Consider the following 20,371-nt stretch of genomic DNA (forward strand, 5'->3'; position numbering starts at 1 on the left):
ACACAGTGACGAATACCACCGCGGGCAAGCTGGCCGACCTCCGAGAGAGGCTGGAGGCGTCCAAGGAACCCGGTGGCGAGAAGGCCATCGCCAAACGTGCCGCGAAGGGGATCTGTTCTCCCCGTGAGCGGTTGGCGATGCTGTTCGATCCGGGCACGTTCGTCGAGATCGGTGCGCTGGCCAAGATGCCCGGCACCGACTCCAGCGGGTACGGCGACGGAGTCGTGACCGGACACGGCCTCGTCAACGGCCGACCGGTCGCCGCGTTCAGCCACGACCAGACGGTCTTCGGCGGCACCGTCGGAGAGGTGTTCGGCCGCAAGGTGTCCGGGCTCATGGAGTGGGCCGGGAAGATCGGCTGCCCGATGGTGGGCATCAACGACTCGGCGGGCGCCCGTATCCAGGACGCCGTCACCTCACTGGCCTGGTACGCCGAGATGGGTCGGCGCAACGACCTGCTCTCCGGCCTCGCCCCGCAGGTGTCGATCATCCTGGGCAAGTGCGCGGGCGGAGCGGTGTACACGCCCGCCAACACCGACATCCTGGTGGCGGTGAAGGATTCGAGCTACATGTTCGTCACCGGTCCCGACGTCATCAAGCAGACCACCGGCGAGGAGATCGACGCCGAGGATCTGGGCGGCGCCCACAACCAGGCGCGCTGGGGCAACATCCACCACATCGCCGACACCGAGGCCGACGTGTTCGCCTGGGTCCGTGACTATCTCGAGTACATGCCGTCGACCTGTCACGAGCAGCCGCCGGTGATCAACCCCGGCCTCGAGCCCGAGGTCACCGCCAACGACCTCAAGCTCGACAACTTCATGCCCGACAACGACAACGCCGGGTACGACATGCACGACATCCTCATCAACATCTTCGACGACGGCGCGTTCCACGAGGTGTCGGAGATCTTCGCGCCCAACATCATCACCGGTTTCGCCCGCGTCGACGGTCACTCCGTCGGGGTCGTCGCCAACCAGCCCAACGTGATGGCCGGCGTGCTCGACACCGACAGCTCGGAGAAGGCGACCCGGTTCGTCCGCATCTGCAACGCCTTCAACATCCCGCTGGTGTTCCTGGTCGACACCCCGGGCATCCTGCCGGGCGTCGTCGAGGAGTCCAAGGGCACCATCCGGCGGTCCGGCAAGTTCCTGTTCGCCTACGTCGAGGCCGACGTGCCGAAGGTGACCGTCGTCCTGCGTAAGGCCTACGGCGGCGCGTACGCGACCATGGGCTGCAAGCAGCTCGGGTGCGACATCAACTTCGCCTGGCCCACGGCGAAGATCGCCGTGATGGGAGCCGAGTCGGCGGCCGCCGTGCTGACCCGCAGGCAGACCGAGAACGCAACACCGCAGGAGGCGGACAAGATCCGCACCGACTTCATCAACTTCTACAACACGATGATGGCGACGCCGTACCTCGCGGCCGAGCGCGGATACATCGACGCGGTGATCGAGCCGTCGTCGACGCGCCTGCACCTGCGCAAGGCGCTCGCGCAACTGCGGGACAAGAACGTCCACCGCACCCCGCGCAAGCACCTGCTGATCCCGGTGTAGTCGGGGGCGTGCGGCCCTCGGGCCTGCGTCGATCGGGAAGATATTACGAAACCGGGACCGATGTCACCGATGCGTGTTCGTGAGCGGTTCGACGCACTACTGTGATTTCGGATCGACAATCAGTGTCGACCTGTGGCCAGCGATTCTTGATTTGCGTCGGTTGCATCATGCCACGTCGGGGAGTCCCTTTTGTTCGACAAGACGTTCATCAGCAACGCCATCGCCCGTAGTTCCGAGAGCGCCCTGGACCGCCGCCGCTTCATGCGCGCGGCCGCGATCACCGGTGTCGGTGTCGGTGTCGGCGGGGCTGTCGCCGCAGGCGCTGGTGCCGCGGACGCCGCGCCGATCAGCGACGGTGCGATCCTCAACTTCGCCCTCAACCTCGAGTACCTCGAGGCCGAGTTCTATCAGCGCGCCGTCAACGGCGTCGGCCTGCCCGGCAACCTGCTCGGCGGCAAGGGCCGTCCCGGTGGCGTCAAGGGTGGCCGCAAGGTCAACTTCACCTCGCCGGCCGTCCGCGCGTACGCCAAGGAGATCGCGGCCGACGAACTCGACCACGTCGCCTTCCTGCGCAAGGCGCTCGGTGGCGCGGCGGTCGCCCGCCCGGCCATCGATCTCGACGCCAGCTTCACCGCCGCGGCCAAGGCCGCCGGCCTGATCAGTGGCAACCAGAAGTTCGACGTGTTCGCCAACGAGAACAACTTCCTGTTGGGCGCGTTCATCTTCGAGGACGTGGGCGTCACGGCCTACAAGGGTGCTGCCCCGCTGGTGCAGAACAAGACCTACCTCGCCGCCGCCGCGGGCATCCTCGCGGTCGAGGCGTACCACGCAGGCATCGTGCGCTCCAGCCTGTACAACAAGGGTCTGATCAAGGAGGCCAACGCGATCTCGAACGCGCGTGACAGCCTCGACGGTGGCTCGGATCTGGACCAGGGCATCACGCTGGGCGGTGCGGCGAACCTGGTGCCGACCGACGGCAACGCGATCGCCTACGGACGTACCCCGGGACAGGTGCTCAACATCGTGTACCTCAACCCCAAGAAGGTCTCTGCCGGCGGTTTCTACCCCGCGGGCGTCAACGGTTCGCTGCGCACCAGCGGCTAGCCACCGGCCCGCACCGACCTCGACCCCGGATCAGCCGCCATCGATCCGGGGTCGATCGGTGTCCGGCGGATGATGGTGACAATGACCGACCGCTCCACGCCCCACCACGAACGGACTCCATGGGAACCCTCGCGCTGATCGGACTGCTCGGTGGGCTGATCACCGGCATCTCGCCCTGCATCCTGCCGGTGTTGCCGGTCATCTTCTTCTCGGGGACCACCGCGCCCGACGCCGCACCCGGCCCGGCCGGGACCGGTGCACGCACGCCGGGCCGGGTGGCCGTCGACGAGCGACCACCCCGGACCGCATCGCGGCTCACGCTGCGCCCGTTCCTCGTCATCGCCGGGCTGGTGGTGTCGTTCGCGACGTTCACCCTGATCGGGTCGGCGTTGCTGTCCCTGCTCGGCCTACCGCAGGATGCGCTGCGCTGGATCGGACTCGTCGCCCTGGTCCTCATCGGGGTCGGACTGATCGTCCCCCGCTTCGAGCGGATCCTCGAACGGCCGTTCGCCCTCATCCCGCAACGCCGGGTCGGCGGTGACCGCAGCGGATTCCTGTTGGGTCTCGCTATCGGCGTGGTCTACGTCCCGTGCGCGGGTCCGGTCCTCGCCGCGATCGTGGTCGCCGGTGCCACCGGGGACATCGGGTGGCGGACGGTGGTGTTGACGGTGTGCTTCGCGGTCGGTGCGGCCGTCCCGCTGTTGATCTTCGCCCTGGCCGGGCAGCAGATATCCCAACGCATCAGCGCTTTCCGTGAACGTCAACGGGCCGTGCGGATCGTCAGCGGTGTCGCGATGATCCTGCTCGCCGTCGCGTTGGTGTTCAACATCCCGCAGGTCCTGCAGCGGGCGATCCCCGACTATACGACCGGGTTGCAGGACGAGGTCGCCGATCCGGGTGACATCCAGAATCGGCTCGACACCGCGGGCACCGGGCAGGACGCCGAGATCACCAACTGCACCGACGGCGCCGAACAGCTGCAGAGCTGCGGGACCGCACCGGACATCGCGGGGATCTCGAGCTGGTTCAACACCCCCGGCGACCGGGGTATCGACCTGAAGTCGTTGCGCGGCAAAGTCGTCCTCATCGACTTCTGGGCGTACTCCTGCATCAACTGCCAACGCTCCATCCCGCACACCGTGACGTGGAACGACAAGTACAAAAACCTCGGGCTGCAGGTCATCGGCGTGCACTCCCCGGAGTACGCGTTCGAGAAGGTGCGCGGCAACGTGATGTCGGGGGCGAAAGGCCTCGGCATCACCTACCCGGTTGCGCTCGACAACAAGCTGGCGACCTGGACGAACTTCGCCAACCAGTACTGGCCCGCCGAGTACCTGATCGATTCCGACGGGACGGTTCGCCACGTGAAGTTCGGCGAGGGTGACTACAACGTCACCGAGAGCCTGATCCGCAAGCTGCTGCAGAAGGCGAATCCCGCCGTCACGCTGCCGAAGTCCTCGAACGACCTCGACACCACGCCGCAGCAGGGGGTGACACGGGAGACCTACCTGGGTGCCACGCGCGCCGCCAACTACGAGGGTGTTCCCGAATTACGCTCTGGTGAGCGCGATTACACGGTGCCGGACCGTCAGGACGCCGACACCTTCGCGTTGCGGGGGCGATGGGATGCCGACGACGAGGGCATCACGGCCACGACGTCGCAGAGTTCGATCGTCCTGAACTACCACGCACGGAAGGTCTACCTGGTCGTCGGCGGGCAGGGGACGGTCACCGTGACCGAGAACGGCCGCAGCCGTGAGATCCCGATCGGTGGTGCGCCCACGCTCTACCCGGTGCACGACGGGCAGAGCAGCGATCCCGCGACGCTCGATCTCCGGTTCAGCCCGGGCCTGAAGGGCTACTCGTTCACCTTCGGCTGACCGAGGTCGAGCAGTTCCTCATGGAAGCCGCTGATGCCCCGCTCCCGGTCGACGAGATGGATCTCGAGGATCCAATGACACTGTCGTCCCAGGCTGTCGAGGCGACGCATCGGTTGGTCGCTGCCGGGCGCGACGTACGAGGCGATCTTGTCGTCGGCGATCTTCTCGTGCGGGAACTCGCCGATGAGGTGCCCGGCGATCTCGCCGCCGAACTCCCAGCCGGCGTCCTCGGCGAGCGAGACGACGTGTGCGTAGAGCTGCTCCCCGGTGATGTCGGGGTGCGCGTCGAAGTACGCGCGGCCGGCGTCGAAGACCGCTGGAAGGCTTTCGCGTAGGCGGAGTTTGACCGGATCGGATCCGAGCACCCAGGTGCGACCGAAGTCGGCCTCCCAGTCGTCGAACAGCGGACCGAAATCGCAGAACACGATGTCGTCGTCGGAGAGCAGGCGGTCGGCGGGGTTCTCCTGGTACGGCTGCAGGGTGTTGACGCCGCCGCGGACGATCCGCTTGTGCCAGAAGCGCGACACGCCGAACATCTCGGCCGCCAGATCGCGGACCTCGTTGCTGACCTCCTTCTCGGAGGCGCCGGGACGGATCAGCCCGCGCTCGTCGATCGCGGCGAACAGGGCGACGGCCTTGGCCTGGGCGTCGAGGAGTTCGGAGACCCGGGTCGGCTCGTCGATCATGTTGTCGGACATGGCTCGAACCTAGTGGTCGGAGTGCTCCGGCCGCGACCCCTCGGCGAGCTCGTCGGCTGTGGGGGCATGGCGGTTCCGGACGACCAAGACGATGACCAGGGCCCAGATCACGAGCAGGGCGATGGTCAGACCGAGCCCGTAGGGGCGGTCGATGATGGTCTGGTTCTCCTCGTTGCCGGGCGCCATCTTGGACTGCGGCCGTGGGTACATGACGGGGAACGCGAGCAGCAGCAGGAGCAGCGTCGCCGACGCCCCGGCGAGAACCGGCGGCCACCATCGCTGCGGGAGGATCGTCTTCACCCCGTGGCCTGCGGCGATGCACGCCGGCGCGAAGATGGCGTCGTGGGCGATGAGTCCGCCGATGAGCCACACCACGATCGAGGTCTTGTCGGCGGTGGTCATGTCCCACATCAGCGACAGCCCGTACCAGCCGATGGGCAGCGCCGCGAGGATCAGGACGAGACGTATGGCGCGGACGGTCATGTGATCTCGATCCGGGTCAGCCACTTGGTCTGCAGGACGCCCGGCCGGTTGGGGGTGATCAGGCGACACGGGAAACCGTGGTCGATCGTGAGGGTCTCGCCGTGCAGTTCCAGGGCGACGAGGGAGGACGGGTTCCGCGCGAAATTGGCGGGCAGGACGCTGACGCCGTAAAGGCCGCGCTCCAGCGACACGAAGCGGACGTCACGGCTGGTGTCGCCGCCGACCATCTCGACCAGGTCGCGCACCCGAACCCCGCGCCACGTGCCCTGCGCGCTCCATCCCTCGACACAGGCGATCGGGAGATCGCTGTCGTGTTGGGGTAGCTGCCGCAGCTGGTCGAGGGTCAGCTCCATGGTCTTCCCGTTCGCGGCGAGGGTGAGTGTGTAGTCCGGTGCGCTCGCACTGTCGACGACGCCGGCCGCCGCAGCCGTGCGGTTGATCGGGACCCCCTGCGGCCCCTCCCCGGAGCGCGGGGCGAGGAAGGAGATCCAGCGCAGGAACGGGACGGTCTGCCCCGCGAACGCCAACACCGCGAGACCTGCGGCGACGAATGCGCCTCGCAGGATCGCCCGCCGGGACACCCCTCGGTGCATCCGCGCAGCGCCGGGATCGACGAACGGCGCGTACTCCGGCGGCGGTGGATCGCGGGGGACGGCCCGCTCGGTGGGCGCGTTCTCGTCCGCCGGTGTGTCGCTCACCCGGTCACCTCCTCGGAGGGGGCCTCGGTGGCCTCGGTCTCCTTCGCGACGGGGTGGTTGTGGATCTTGTCGGTGGATTCCAGAGGGCTCGTGAAGGCGGCCTGGATGATCGGCAGCTTGACCGCGATGTGCACCATCAGCGCGGCGACGATCACGTAGGACATCGCGTAATGCGTTGTGGTGAAGAAGAATTTCCACGGATAGAACTGCGCGGTGTTCATCAGTCCGGTGAACAGCTGGAAGATCATCGAGCTGACGAGGACGGCGATGGACAGGCGCTCCAGTGCGCGGAGCGGTGTGCCGATCACCGGTCGCGCGAACAGCTTCGGGTAGACGAGTTGCAGCTTGATCAGGAGCAGCGGGATGGCGACGGTTCCGGTGATCACGTGGAGACCCTGGCTGAACCGGTAGAGCCACGGCGGGTCCGACGGGAAGTAGAACCAACTCGGCGGGTGCTGGATCCAGTGGCTCAGCAGCCCCGTCGCGAAGCAGATGGCGACGCAGATGCCGAGCATCAGGCCGACGCGTGCGGTGATGCGCGGGCTGCGCGAGGTGGTGTCGTGGTCGGGGGTGCGGGCCTCGGTGAATCCGATGGCGAGGAGTACACCGACGAGTTCGCGAATACGTCCGCCGTTGTCAGTACGCCGCGCGACGGGGACCTCGCTGACGGTCACGCCCATGATCCGGCGGGCGAGTCGGGTTCCGGCACCGACCGGGTCGCGGCCTCGGCCGGACGTCGGGTGCGCGCTCACGCCTGCTGTCTCGTCCGAGGCGGATTCGGTGCCCTCGTCATCGCGCGGCGGGACCACGGGGGTCTCGTCCGGACGGTCGGGGGGCGTTGTGGTCACACCCCATATTCGCACCGAGTGCGTGTGCGGCTTGGTGTAACGATGGGACCTGGCCGTTTGTCAGTATTCGGACACATTTGAAGCGTGCAGCCCGGTGTCGCATACGCGGAACGATCGGGCGATGAGGCGCGCGCATGCTGATGCGAGAGACATCTGTGTCCGCGTCACGGGTTGTCGCCGCCGCCGCCGCCGCCGCCTGCGGAATCTCCGCCCGAATGGTCCTCCGGTGCGGGGTCGTCGGCGGTCGGTGACGGATCCCGGGTCGGAGTCGGATCTTGCGTGGGCGCGGGCTCCTGCGTGGTCGCGGGCGGGCTCGGCGCCGGCGGCTGTGTCGCCGGAGGCGGATTGACGGGCGGATCGGTCGGCTGAGGGTTCGACGGGGGCGCGACTGGAGCCCCGCCCGATCCGCTCCCACCGGACTGCGACGCGGTCGACCGCGTCGCCGCGCCGCGCGCCGGGGAGATCGCCGCGGTCACCGGGCGAACCGGGGCGGCCGTGTTCGTTCCGGGCGTGCGCTGGATCGCGAGTACCGCGGCGGTCTGTTCGGCCGACGGGGCGGCGATGGTGACGAGGTTCCCTGCGGCGTCGAGGCCGGTGATGCTGCCGTCCGCGTGGATCACCGCGGTCCGGCCGAGCAGGGTGGGTGCCCCCGGGATCACGCCCGTGGTCGCCGCTGCTCGCGATGTGGTCGAGCCGACGTGGCCGTTGCTGGGGACCATCGTCACCGAGGCCGTGGGTGGATCGCTCGTGACCCACATCGTCAGGACCACGGCACACGCGACGACGACGAGGGATGACACCACACCGAGACAGGTACGTGCCCGCGTCGAGATGCCGGCGGTGGTGGCGGGGATGGCGGTGATCTGGGCGCGCAGAGCCGCTTTGGTCGCCTCGTAGTCGAGTTGGTCACTCACACGGTTCTCCTCGCGCCCGACCGTGTACCCCCACACGAGTCGCGCAACAGTAGCAGGAAGTTCAGGGTGTGCAGCGTCCTGACCAGCTACTTTGCACAAACAACGGTACGTCGGTGCGAGTTCAGCGCCTGCGCGGGGCCGGTTCGTCGCCGTACATCTTGGCCAGACGGGCGTTGTAGGCCGCGAGTGCGGCTTCGTCGCTGTCGATGTCGTCGGACTCGCCGTCCTCGCCCATCGTGGCCGACCGACGCGCGCTGTCGAGCCACGACTGACGTCGAGGACGGTCCGGGTCGGGGTTGGTCTCGGCGCGGATCCACTGCCCCGCGACCAGGACGAGCAGCAGCATCATCAGCCCGTCGCCGCCGAACCACATGATGGCGCCCGCGATGTTCTGGTCGGCGAGCGCGCCGGGGCCCCACCCCATCCGGGACTCACCGTAGGCCGGCGCGATCGGGCGGTCGGTGAGCATCAGGATGACGCCGACGAGGGTGTCGGGACCCATGGAGATCAGCAGCGTCACGAACCGCACCGGGTGCGACAGGTCGTGGCCGCTGAACTCGCCGCCGATCGTCGGCAGCAACAGCAGATAGCCGCTCACCAGGTAGACCACCGACTCGGTCTCGTGGATCCACATGTTCTCGCTCATGGCCTGCTGGAACCCGGTGAGGTGGGTGCCGACCAGGACTGCGGCGTACAGCGGCACCGAGAACGCGGGTGAGGTGAAGAACCGGGTCACGCGGTGCGTCATGAACCCGCGCAGTCGCTGCGCGCCCGTCGGACCGAGGGTGTCGAGTCCGAGGCGGATCGGCTGCGCGACCACCAGCAGCAGCGGGATCACCATGATCAGCATCAGGTGCACCAGCATGTGCACCCAGAAGAGGTGGTGCGAGTACATGGCGACGCCGGAGTTCAGCGCCACGACGAGGACCACCATGGCGCCGAACCAGCTCAGGGTGCGGTAGACGGGCCAGGCCGACGAACTCTGTCGTGCCGCACGTCGCACGCCGATCAGATACAACGCCGTCGTCACGACCATGACCGCCCACCAGGCAGGGGTGATCGTCCAGTCGGACAGCAGGTCAGGGCGGGTCATCGGAGACATGGGTCAGGCCTTCGGTCGGTTGAACTCCACTATCCGCCTGTCCGATTCGTCGCGCGGCGCGCACCCGCGGGAGATGCGAGCCACGTCACCACCCGCCGACCGTGTCGAAACCACCCGCCGACCGTGTCGAAACCACCCGCCGAGCGTGCCGAACCGACCCGCCGAGTGGGCCGAAACTGCCCGCCGACTGTGCCGAACCGACCCGCCGAACGTGCGCTCGAGCCATTCCCACCGTGGGGTGTTGTTCGCACGCTCCCGGCGCGATGCGAACGGCCCGATAGCGTGCCAACGTGAGCCGGCAGGCGTCAGCAACGGCACGTTCGACGCGTAATTAGGGCACGCTCGGCGGACGAGCGCAGCGAGTCCGTCAGTACCCCACTGACCGCATCGGCGCCGGATCCCACAGTCCCGACCGGGTGGCGTCGCCGATGGTCAGCTTCGCCGTGGCCGCGGGATCGATCGGGGTGAACCGTTGCAGTGAGCCCCAGTCCTTGCCCCAATCGTTACGCAGGTAGGTCGGGAGCAGGGTCGGCCGCAGCATCGCCTCGGTCAGTCCCAGCGGTCCGCCGGCCTTGCCCGACATCCACGTCTGGCTGTTCTGACGGGTCGCGTTGGCGTCGGGCAGGATGCGCCACTTGGGTACCTCCTCGACGCCGTGACGCACCGCCATCGGCTGCTGGCACGGGAACACGAACGCGGGCAGCCAGTCGATGAAGACCGGATCGGTGGTCCCGACGACCTCGTTCAGCGTGCGCATCGTGCTGATGCGCGGCGGGGTGACGGCGATCCACTGGTCCGACGCCGCAGACGTGTCCTCCGCGAGGATCCGCACCACCGACGCTCCGCCGGGCGACTCGTCCAGCGGGAACCGCAGGTTGCGCCACGTCGGCGCCTCGCCGATGTCGATGGGCGACATCTGACCGACGGGGGTGACGACGCCGTTGGCCCCGACCCGACCGAACTGCATGCGTAGCTTCTGCCCGGGATGGACGACGTTGACGCCGTCGATGGCCTCCACCGCACCGGCCACCGACACCGACAGCAGCGGCGCGGCCCCCGAACGCTTCGGCATCTGGTACCAGTCCGAGGTCAGCGATCCGCCGCCACCGCCGTAGCTGCCGAGCACCGGGGTGTTCGCCGGCGACAGGCCGAACGGCAGACGCACCGTCGATCCGTTGACGCCGCGGGCACCCTGACCGCCACCGGTGCCACCCTCGACCGAGTCGCTGCCGGAGGTGTCGTCGGAACCGGCGCTGTTCTGTGCGGTGTTCTGGGCCGACGCGGTGTCGCTGTCGTCCTCGGTGGAGTCCACCGAGAGGTCGTCGGGGACGCCGTTGGGCGTGAACCCGGAGGATCCCTGACCACCCAGCGCGGTGCTGGCCGACACGTTCTGCTGACCGGCGACCGCAGCGGGCTGCAGCAGCCCACGGTTCGGATCGGGCTCGACCAGGACGTCGTTGGCGAGCGAGCAGATGTTTCCGCTCAGCGCACGGGCGTTGGATGACGCCCACGAGAACGAATCCCGTTGTGAGTAGGCGCCCTTGACGAACGAGAGCACCTGGAACAGCACGACGAGTCCGACGATGAGAGGCAGCGTGGCGCCACGGAACCAGCCGAAGCGTCCGCCCTCGGTGCCGACGACCACGTCACCGCTCACGTAGTCGTCGCGGAAGTGCTGCCAGAGTCCGACCAGGGCGACCACGACGGCGAGCGCGAGGATGAACCAGCCGATCTTGATCCCGGCGATGACCGGCGTGCGGTCCCACCACGGGATGCCGAAGCTGCCGACGAACCACCAGCCGTTGGGACCCATGAAGGAGATACCCGCGACGAAGATCGCGGCGGCGGCGAACAGCGTGCGGTTACGACGTCGGCGCAGCAGTGCCGGGGCCGCCATGGCGCCGGCCGCTGCGGCCACCGCACCCGCGATGCCCGCGTAGACCCCGAAGTGGTGCGTCCACTTGGTCGGCGTGAACGCCATGAAGAACATCGTCCCGAACATGACCGCGATGAGTCGCCACACCGGGCCCTTGGCGATGCCGTCCGGGCGACGCCTGCGCAGCATGACCAACAGCACGAGGCCGAGGCACAGGATCATCATCAGCACACCGAAGCGTCGCGTCAGCGAGCCGTCGACGGTCGGCAGCATCAGGTAGTAGAAGCGAACCGGCTCCTGCCACCACTCGAGCGTCGGACCGACCTTGCTGCTGACGGTCGACGCGGTGATGACACCCGACAGCGTGTTGTCGGCGAATATCTCGTAGAGCACCGCCGTACCCGCGGCGAGGATCGGCGCCACCAGCGGCAGGATGCCGTCCCGATGTCGGCGTCGGGCCAGTCGCGTGATGAGCGGCCGGATGCCGGCCAGCAGGGCCGCGACGGCCATCAGACCGCCGGGGGCCAGCGCCAGGGTGAACGCGGCGACGACGGTGGCGATCGCGAGCGGTAGGAACCTGCCGGTGGCGATGGATCGGTCCACCGAACACCAGGTGAGCAGCGCGCCGACGGCCATGGCCGGCTCGGGCCGCAACCCGTTGTTCAGCGGCAGCCAGATGGCGAGGAACACCATCGCGGCGGTCCAGAGGGCGGGCGTGCTGTGGCGCACCGTGCGGCCCAGGCGCGGGATGACCTCGCGGCTGATCAGCCACCAGCCCAGCAGTCCGAGCAGGAACGCGGGCAGGCGCATCCACGGTGCGGCGAGACTGACGTGCGTCATCGCGCCGATCACCTGGTAGTGCCACCCGAACGGGTCCTGCGGCACACCGAAGTACCGGTAGTAGTTGTCGGCGTATCCGGCCTTCGCGGCGATCCGGCCGACCGAGAAGTTGTAGCCGTCGTCGGAGGTGTTGGTGCCCAGGAACCACCACAGTCCCAGCAGGACGAACACCACGCCGTCGATCGGGCGGACCCGCCACCAGCTCGCGGGCAGGAACTTACGGAGCTTGCTGCCCCGGCCGTCGCGGGCGTCGAGGATGCCGAGCGCGATCAGCGACAGCACCGTCATCACGATGCCGATGACGATCGCGAGGAACTTCAGCGTCGACGGGGTGGTGACGAAGCGGGTGTCGATCGTGGCCCGCAGCGACAACCCCTGCGACGACGCGGTGGAGGGGAGTTCGGTGTAGACGCCGACGATCTGCGGGCGCAGGTTCGGGTCGGCCACGTCGAAGGTCAGCTGGCCCTCGCCACTCGCCCCCACGATCTCACCGCGAGTGCGCTCGCCGTCGGAGCGCAGCGTGATCACACACGACGAATTCGACTGCGCCGCAGCACGTGGGGTGTTCAGCAGCACCACGCCGCGGTCGGTCACCTGGATGGTGTCCGAGGAGACCTGGACGAACAGGCCGCGTGCGCTGGCGTCGGCGCCGTCGGTGGGGATCGTCGAGAGCAGGTTGCCGCCCGAGGCGGGCAGGCTCGCGGCGAGCGAGCAGGGCACCGACACGTTCATGTCGATCGGGACGAACGACACCAGCGGCGCGGCGACGTTGTTGACCTGACCCTGCGGCCAGGACAGCTCCGCGGTGGTCTGGTTGACCGGTAGTAGCGGCGTGAGCAGTGCCAGCAGGAAACCGAGCAGACCGGTGACCGCGGACGCGATCTTGACGTACCGGTAGCGCTCCGGGGTCATCTGGATCCTCTTCCCGCGCGAGGGCGGTTGCGTCGCTGTGGAATCGACGTCGCCGTCAGGTTTCGCGGGCGTGGCTTCAGTCATCGGTCGAGACCACCCTTATCGAACCCTCCCGGGACCAACCCCAGCGATCGTTTGTTCCGGTCGAGATCCGCGCGGTGGCCGCGTCGGTCGCCAACGGCGTGAGCCGCTCCAACGAACCCCAGTCGCGGTACCAGTCGTTGTCGAGGTAGCTCGGCACCGTCGTCGCGCGTGCGGTCGCGTCGGAGACCCCCAGCAAACCGCCGGCGTCGGCGTCCTGCCATGTCTTCGACTGCGACACCGCGGTGATGCGGTCGGGCAGGATGCGCCAGCGCGGCACCGACATCACGCCCGCGGTCGAGGTGATCGGCTGCTGGCACGGGAACTGCGCCGCGACGGTGAAGTCGATCAGGGTGGGGTCGCTGGTCCCGACCACGCGCTGCAGCGTCTGCAACTGCGCGGCACGCGGCGGGGTGACGGCGAGCCACTGATCGCTGTTGACGTTGTTGTCGACGGCGACCAGACGCATCACGGTGGCGCGTGGCGGGACCACCGACATCGGCACGCGCAGGTTGCGCCACGGCCGGTTGGGCTGCTCGGGTCCGGGATCGATCGGCATGAACGACGCACCGACGGGCTCGAATTCGCCTGCGGGACCGGGCCGTCCGAACTCGACGTTCAGCTTCTGGCCGAACACGCTGACGCCGTCTTGGCCCACCGACGAGATCGCGCCGGCGGCGCTGATGACGAGCAGGGGAGTGCTGGTACGGGCGGGCAGGGTGTACCAGTCGGTGGTCAGCGACGCCTGGCCGGAGTTGTAGCCGAACGAGCCGATGACCGGGGTCGTGTCGGGGTTCAGTCCGAACGGCAGCGCAGCGGTCGAGCCGTTGACGGTGCGGGGACCGTTGCCGCCGAGCGTGCCCGCGTAGCCGCCGCTGATCGTGAACGGCTTGGCCACGCTGCCCGCGACGTTCATCTGTCCCGGCTTCGACGATCCGGGCTCCGGGGAGAGGTCGCCGGCGACGCCGGTGGGGGTGAAGCCGACCGCGCCGGTGCCGGCGAGGGCGGCCGAGGCGGTCTTCCCGTCGGCCGGCTGCAGGGTGCCGCGGTTCGCGTCGGGTTCGACGAGGACCTTGTTCGCCATCGCGCACGTCTCACCCTTCAGCGCGCGGACGTTGGCGCCGAGAACGGTGAACTCGTCACCGCGACTGACCGCGGCCTTGGCGAACACCGCGAGCTCGCAGATGACCATGAGCGCGGCGATGACCGCGATGGGCGAGGACGCCAGCACCAGACGACGACGGTCGCCGGTGTCGGTGATGTGCTCGGCGTCGCTGACCTCGGTCGCCTCGGCGTGCGCGAGGCCTCGGTTGGCGGAGAAGTCCAGACGCAGGTGCTGCCACACGGCCAACGCGCCCGCGAGCACCGCCAGGATCAGGAAGATGGTCGAGACCTGTTGTCCGGCGACGACCGGCGCCCGGTCGAACCAGGAGATCCCGAAGTCGTACGCCCACGGCCACGCGTTCTTGCCCGCCATCGCCGCGGCCAGCGCGAACAGCAGTCCGGAGACGAACACCGAGAGGTTGCGCGACGATCGGGCGGCCGACTGGGCGACGGCCAGGGTCGCCGCGGCCGCGAGCGCCGCACCGAAGCCGGCGAAGATGCCGAACTGGATGGTCCATTTGCTGGGGGTGAACGACAGCAACAGCATCGTCAGCAGGCTCGCGCCGATGACACGCCACACCGGTCCCGGGTCGACGCCGCGGATCCGCTTGCGTCGCAGCATCACCGCGAGGACCACGAACAGTGCGGCCACCAGCAGGAGCAGCGGGACGCGGCGCGTGAGCGCGCCGTCCTCGGTGGTGACGGTGATGAAGTAGTACCGCAGGTACTCCTGGTTCCAGGAGATGGTCGGTCCGACCGTGTAGCGGATCCGGACCGCGTCGTACACGGTCGCGAGCGTCTGATCCCGGAACACCACCAGCACGGTGAACGCGGCCGCGGCCAGCACCGGTGCCAGCAGTGCGATCAGCCCGGCCTCGCGGCGTCGGGCCAGCAGGATCTTGAGCAATGGTCGGGCGCCGACGACGAGCAGGGCGACCGCGATGATGCCGTGGGGTGCGACCGCGAGGGTCAACCCGGCCGCACCGGCCGCGAGCGCTGCGGGCAGCAGGCGGCGGGTGGCGATGGCCTGTTCGACGCCCCACCAGGTGAGCAGGGATCCGGCGACGATGATCGGCTCGCTGCGCAGCCCGCTGTTGAACGGCAGCCAGAAGGCGACGAAGACCGCGGCGGCCGCCCAGATGGCCCATCCGCTGCGTCGGACCGCCGCGCCCATCCGCGGCAGGAGCACGCGGCTCAGCACGAACCAGGAGACGAGTCCGGCGACCAGGGCGGGGATGTGCATCCAGACGCCGGCGGTCGAGACCTGCGACCAGTGCGACAGCAGGCTGTAGTACCAGTCGAACGGGGCCTCGGGGGCGTTGAAGAAGCGGAAGTAGTTCGCGAGGTAGCCGCTGGACTCGGCGGCGCGGCCCATCGTGAGGATGTAGCCGTCGTCGGGGGTGCCCGCGCCGAGGAACAGCCAGACCGCGAGGACGGCGGTGACGGCCATGTCGCTGATGCGAGGGGCCAGGACCCGTGCCCACGAGCGCACCCCGATCCGGCGGTGGTAGCCGCCGAGCCAGTCGAGGCGGGCGAGTGCGGCGAGGGCCAGGACGATCGCGAGGATGCCCAGGATCATCGCGGCGAGCTTGATGCCCGACGGGGTGCTGGCGAAGCGGTTGTCGATGTCGACGTGCACCCGCAGGCCCTGCCCGGCCGCCGCCTGCACCTGCGGGGTGCTCAGCGTGCTGTAGATCCCGGCGACCTGCGGGCGCTTGTCGGGCTCGAGCGTCGTCGACGGTCCGAGACCGACGAACTGCGCGCCGGGCCCGGTGCTGCGCGAGAAGACGTCCAGCGAGCGGCACTGCGGCGACGCGACCTGCTCGCGCGTCGCGGTCGCGGCGACCGAGTTGCGGAAGCTGACGGTCACCGTCGACGCGTTCGCCGAGATGGTCAGCGCCTTCTGTGCGGCGCGGTCGGCGTTCGTCGGCATCGTCGTCAGCAGCACGCCGCCGTCGGTGCCCAGCGAACTGAACAGCGAACACGGGATCGACGCCTGCAGCGCCTGTGGCGTCTGGGCGGTCAGTGGTGCGACCACCGACGGGGTGTCCGGCGACAACGACTGCCCCGAGGGCCAGTCGAAGCTGGACGTGGTCTGGTTCACCGGCAGCAGCGGGGTCAGCGCACACAGGAAAATGCCGACCAAACCGGCTGTCACGGCCACCAGGCGAGCGGTTGTCGCACTGGACAGTCGGGCAGTCATCGGCACGAGCAACGATGCTATGCGATGGACCTGAGACCGCCGCATCTCCCCGATGCGGCGGCCGGTGATCAGTAGCGGATCGGCGACGGACTCCACAGTCCGGATCGGGTGGCGGTACCGAGTTCCAGCTGCGCAAGCCGGGTCGTGTCGTTGAACGGCTCGTACCGCAGGAGCGAGCCCCAGTCCCGACCGATGTCGTTGGTCAGATAGCTCGGGACGGTGGTCGAGTCGAGTGCGACCTCGATCCAGCCCAGCGGTCCGCCGCCGAACGAGTCCTGCCACGCCGAGACGGCCGCGGAGAGGTCGGCGCCGGGCATGATCCGCCACTGCGGGATCTCGGCCACGCCGTCACGGTGGTCGAACGGCCGCTGGCACGGGAACGCCAACCCGGAGGTCCAGTCGATCTGGACCGGTGCGGAATCGCCGACCAGTGACTGCAGGGTCTCCAACTTCGGCACCCGGGGCGGGCTGACGACGATGAAGCGGTCCGAGGCCAGGTTCTCGTCCTTGGCGACGATGCGCACGGCCGTGGTGTCGGCCGGGAACGAGCTGCGGTAGACCCGCAGGTTCCTCCAGGACGGGCTCGGCCCGGGATCGATCATCTCGACCTCACCCGCTGAGGTGAAGTCGGTGTCGCGGCTGGTGCCGTCGGACCGGACGGGGTCGGTGCTGTACTCGAGCTTCAGGTCCTTGCCGTCGTAACTGCCCGCGACGGCCATCGTCACCAGCGGTGTGTTCGACGTCTTTGCGGGCAGTCGGTACCAGGACGAGGTCAGTCGCGCCGGCACCTGGTCGGTGGACGAGTAGCTGCCGAGGACCGGGGTGGTGGCGGGGTCGAGGCCGAACGGCAGTTTCGCGGTGCTGCCGTTGACGCCCGGCTGGTCGTTCTCGCCGCCACCGGTTCCGCCGGTGTTGTTGGTCAGCACGTCGGGGGACGCGGCCACGTTCGAGCTCAGCACGCCCAGCGAGTCGGCGCTCGCCGCGGAATCGAGCGTCATCGGCAGGCCGTTGGGGGTGAACCCACTGGTCAGGGCCGGGCTCTCCTCGGTGCCGGCGGGGGCCGGTCCGGCGAGGGGGTCGGGACTGCGCCGATCGATCGGCGTGAGCAGGCCCGCGTTCGGGTCCGGTTCGACGAGGACCTTGTCGGCCATCGAGCACGGCTTGCCCGCGAGCGCGTCGAGGTTCGACGTCGGCACGGAGAACGAACCGCTCTGGTTGATGCCGGACACGGCGGCGGTGGAGATCTCGAAGACCACCAGCAGCAGACCGATCACCAACAGCGGGGCTCCGCGGACGCTGCGCCACCCGGCGGGGGCCGGCCGCTCGGCCGCGGGTGCGCGGTAGGGGTCGCGGAGGTGGAACCACCCGGCGAGGACCAGCGTCAGGACGCTGGCGTAGAGCAGCAGGCTGCCCAGGGCCACACCGAGGCGAACCGGCTGCGAGCCGTAGGGCACGCCGTAGTTGGAGATGTAGAAGTACGCGTTCGGGCCGGTGAACGACAGACCCGTCACGAACAAGATGAGAGCGGTCACCAGGGTGCGGTTGCGCCGCGACCGCATCGCGTGAGCGCTCATCGAGATCACGGCGATGGCGGCCAGGGCCGCGGCCAGTCCGGCGAACACACCGAAGTGGTGCGTCCACTTGGTGGGCGTGAACATCAGGAACACCAGCGACGCGAACGTGATCCCGACGATGCGGCGGGTCGGGCCCACGGCGGTGCCGGGAATCCGGTTCTTGCGGAACAGCATCGTGGCCGAGACGAGCAGACCGACGAACATGATCAGCACCGCGAAGCGGCGGCCGACCGAACCGTTGGCCGAGAACTCGAACAGCGCGGAGTAGCGGTTGATCTCGTTGTACCAGCTCAGCGACGGTCCCAGCGCGGTCTTCATCTTCGACGCCTGCACGAACGCGGTGAGCGTCAGATTTGAGAAGACCACGAAGATGACGAACGTGCCCGCGGCGAGCACCGGGGCGATCATCGCCAGATAGGCGAGGAGTCTCCCGCGGGAGAACGCCCCCGATTCCTTCGGGTCACCCTGGATCACCTTGCTGCGCTTGATGATCGACATCACCATCGGCCGCCCGCCCGCGATGAGGGCGGCGACGGCCATCAGGCCCGTCGGACCGGCGGCGAGGCTGAACGCGCCCACGGTGCAGGCGATGGCGGCGGGCAACGTGCGCCCGGTGGCGATGGCGCGCTCGACCGAGCACCAGGTCAGCAGCGCGCCGAGGCAGATGATCGGCTCGGGGCGCAGGCCGTTGTTGAAGGGGAACCACGACGCCATGAACACGAACGCTGCGGTCCACGGGACGAGGCGGTTGGTGATGGCCGCGCGGCCGAGGCGGGGGAGGATCTCGTGGGAGATGATGAGCCACACCAGGATCCCGCACAGCAGCGCGGGCAGACGCATCCACGGGCTGGCGGTGGTGACGTGGGCCAGCCAGCCGAAGACCTGGTAGTACCAGCCGAACGGGGCCTCCGGCGCGCCGTACCAGCGGTAGTAGTTGGCCGTGTAGTGCGCGTGCTCGGCCACCCGCGACATCGTCAGCAGGTAACCGTCGTCGGAGGTGTTCGCGCCGACGAAGTGCCAGACGATCAGACCGCCGACGACGACCGCGTCGCGCGGGTTGAACCGCCACCAGCGGGCGGGCAGGAACCGGCGGTGTCGGCGGCCGTCGGTGCCGTCGAGGATGCTCAACGCCGCCAGCGCCACCAGGGTCGCGATGACGCCGACGATGATCGCCGTCCACTTGATGACCGTCGAACCGGTGGAGTAACGCGAATCGATGGTCGCGTGTGCCGTGAGGCCGTCCACCTGACCCGCGGTGGTGGTCAGGTCGGTGTAGATGCCGGTGAGCTGTGGTCGCTGGTCACCGTCGGAGGTCGCACCGGTCAGCGGCGCGCCGTCCTCGTCGGTCATGCCGACGAACGTGGCGGTGACCGCGTCGGAGGTGGCGGTGACGTCGATGCTCCTGCAGTTCTGCGACTGGATCTGTGCCAGCGACGCGCTCACGAGCGGGACGTTGCGGACCACGACCTCCACCGACCGCTGGGCCGGCGGATCGGTGGCCTGGCCGGTCGTGCGGATGAAGAGACCGCGTTCGACGGCCTTGGGGGCGTCCTTGGGCGTCGTGGACACCAGGACGGACTGCCCGGGGCTGCTGAGCTGACCGATGGCCGAGCACGGCACCGACACCTCGACGTCGATGGGGACGTAGCTGATGAGCGGCGCGGAGACCGACCCGATCTGCTGCGTCGACGAGGTCACCTGCGGCCAGTTGATCTGGGCGGTGGTCTGCTTCACGGGCAGCAGCGGGGTGGCCAGGGCCAGGACGAAGCCGAGCAACCCGGCGACGATGGCGACGATCTTGGCGATGCGGATCCGGTCCGGCCGCGACCGTGGTGCGCGCTCGGGGGTGTCCGTGGGAACGGATGCGCCCGTCACGGGCCTGCTGGGGTCATCGGGCACAAACGATGATGTTAACTACGAACCCTGTCCGGCGGGGTGTCCGGTCCCGTTGTTCTCGCGGTCCTCGTCCTAAGGTGAGCGTCATGTCCACGCATCGGGTGTTGCTCCTCAACGGGCCCAACCTCAACATGCTCGGGGTTCGGCAGCCCGAGGTCTACGGCGCCGCCTCGCTGGCCGACGTCGTGGCACTGGCCGAGCGCACGGCGTCCGAGCTGGGACTGACCGTCTCGGCGCGGCAGACCAACCACGAGGGCGAGATGCTCGACTGGATCCACGCGGCCCGCGGGGAGTTCGACGCGATCGTGATCAACCCGGGTGCGTGGACGCACACGTCGGTGGCGTTGCGCGATGCGTTGGTGATCCCCGACGTGCCGGTGATCGAGGTGCACATCAGCAATGTGCACGCGCGTGAGGAGTTCCGCCACACCTCGTACGTGTCGGGCATCGCCGCCGCGGTCATCGCCGGCTGCGGGGTGCAGGGATACGACTTCGCGCTGCGCAGGGTCGCGCAGCTGCTCGCCGACGAGTGATCTCAGTCACAAGCGCTGCGAACGACCGGGGCCCGTTGACCTGCCACGCGTCTCGTCCTCAAGGATGAA

At 68.8% G+C, this 20,371-nt stretch carries 13 protein-coding genes; 4 read left to right on the forward strand and 9 right to left on the reverse strand.

The annotated features are described in order from the left end of the window. Nucleotides 1–5: 5 nt before the first annotated feature. The 3 genes from LX13_RS10545 (at nucleotide 6) to LX13_RS10555 (ending at nucleotide 4,540) form a co-directional block, all read left to right on the forward strand. On the forward strand, nucleotides 6–1,556 hold the full coding sequence (locus LX13_RS10545) for an acyl-CoA carboxylase subunit beta (protein ID WP_253661281.1): 1,551 nt from the start codon (nucleotides 6–8) through the stop codon (nucleotides 1,554–1,556). Nucleotides 1,557–1,745: 189 nt separating this feature from the next. Next, on the forward strand, nucleotides 1,746–2,660 hold the full coding sequence (locus tag LX13_RS10550; protein ID WP_253661282.1) for a ferritin-like domain-containing protein: 915 nt from the start codon (nucleotides 1,746–1,748) through the stop codon (nucleotides 2,658–2,660). Nucleotides 2,661–2,779: 119 nt separating this feature from the next. Next, nucleotides 2,780–4,540 (forward strand): cytochrome c biogenesis protein CcdA, encoded by a 1,761-nt coding sequence (locus LX13_RS10555; protein WP_253661283.1) that lies wholly within the window; start codon nucleotides 2,780–2,782, stop codon nucleotides 4,538–4,540. Here the strand turns inward: LX13_RS10555 and LX13_RS10560 are convergent. From LX13_RS10560 to LX13_RS10600, 9 genes are all read right to left on the reverse strand, one after another. Beyond that, nucleotides 4,519–5,238 carry a M24 family metallopeptidase gene (locus LX13_RS10560; RefSeq protein WP_253661284.1) on the reverse strand — a complete coding sequence of 240 codons (720 nt, stop codon included), beginning with the start codon at nucleotides 5,236–5,238 and terminating at the stop codon, nucleotides 4,519–4,521. The two genes, LX13_RS10555 and LX13_RS10560, sit on opposite strands and share 22 nt — an antisense overlap. 9 nt (nucleotides 5,239–5,247) lie before the next feature. Further along, nucleotides 5,248–5,721 (reverse strand): hypothetical protein, encoded by a 474-nt coding sequence (locus tag LX13_RS10565; protein WP_253661285.1) that lies wholly within the window; start codon nucleotides 5,719–5,721, stop codon nucleotides 5,248–5,250. Beyond that, a complete protein-coding gene (locus LX13_RS23465; protein ID WP_253661286.1) occupies nucleotides 5,718–6,419 on the reverse strand; it encodes a molybdopterin-dependent oxidoreductase in 702 nt (233 codons plus the stop codon). The genes LX13_RS10565 and LX13_RS23465 overlap by 4 nt, the downstream gene beginning before the upstream one ends. Continuing rightward, nucleotides 6,416–7,267, reverse strand: a complete 852-nt coding sequence (locus LX13_RS23470) for a cytochrome b/b6 domain-containing protein (protein ID WP_308214730.1) — start codon at nucleotides 7,265–7,267, stop codon at nucleotides 6,416–6,418. The genes LX13_RS23465 and LX13_RS23470 overlap by 4 nt, the downstream gene beginning before the upstream one ends. Before the next feature lie 164 nt (nucleotides 7,268–7,431). Next, nucleotides 7,432–8,181: a hypothetical protein gene (locus tag LX13_RS10580; protein ID WP_253661287.1), complete on the reverse strand. Its 750-nt coding sequence runs from the start codon at nucleotides 8,179–8,181 to the stop codon at nucleotides 7,432–7,434. 121 nt (nucleotides 8,182–8,302) lie between these two features. Further along, the gene (locus LX13_RS10585) at nucleotides 8,303–9,274 is read right to left on the reverse strand and encodes a cytochrome c oxidase assembly protein (RefSeq protein ID WP_253661288.1); all 972 of its coding nucleotides are present in this window, start codon (nucleotides 9,272–9,274) and stop codon (nucleotides 8,303–8,305) included. A gap of 376 nt (nucleotides 9,275–9,650) precedes the next feature. Beyond that, nucleotides 9,651–12,911 carry an arabinosyltransferase domain-containing protein gene (locus LX13_RS10590; protein ID WP_253661289.1) on the reverse strand — a complete coding sequence of 1,087 codons (3,261 nt, stop codon included), beginning with the start codon at nucleotides 12,909–12,911 and terminating at the stop codon, nucleotides 9,651–9,653. Nucleotides 12,912–12,987: 76 nt separating this feature from the next. Next, on the reverse strand, nucleotides 12,988–16,299 hold the full coding sequence (locus tag LX13_RS10595) for an arabinosyltransferase domain-containing protein (protein WP_253661807.1): 3,312 nt from the start codon (nucleotides 16,297–16,299) through the stop codon (nucleotides 12,988–12,990). Nucleotides 16,300–16,367: 68 nt separating this feature from the next. Next, on the reverse strand, nucleotides 16,368–19,685 hold the full coding sequence (locus LX13_RS10600) for an arabinosyltransferase domain-containing protein (RefSeq protein ID WP_253661808.1): 3,318 nt from the start codon (nucleotides 19,683–19,685) through the stop codon (nucleotides 16,368–16,370). A 170-nt stretch (nucleotides 19,686–19,855) separates the two neighbouring features. On the opposite strand from LX13_RS10600, the gene aroQ reads away from it, so the two are divergent. After that, the gene (aroQ, locus tag LX13_RS10605) at nucleotides 19,856–20,302 is read left to right on the forward strand and encodes a type II 3-dehydroquinate dehydratase (protein WP_253661290.1); all 447 of its coding nucleotides are present in this window, start codon (nucleotides 19,856–19,858) and stop codon (nucleotides 20,300–20,302) included. Nucleotides 20,303–20,371: the final 69 nt, after the last annotated feature.

Origin of the sequence: Williamsia maris (assembly GCF_024171815.1) — a bacterium.
Lineage (GTDB): Bacteria > Actinomycetota > Actinomycetes > Mycobacteriales > Mycobacteriaceae > Williamsia_A > Williamsia_A maris.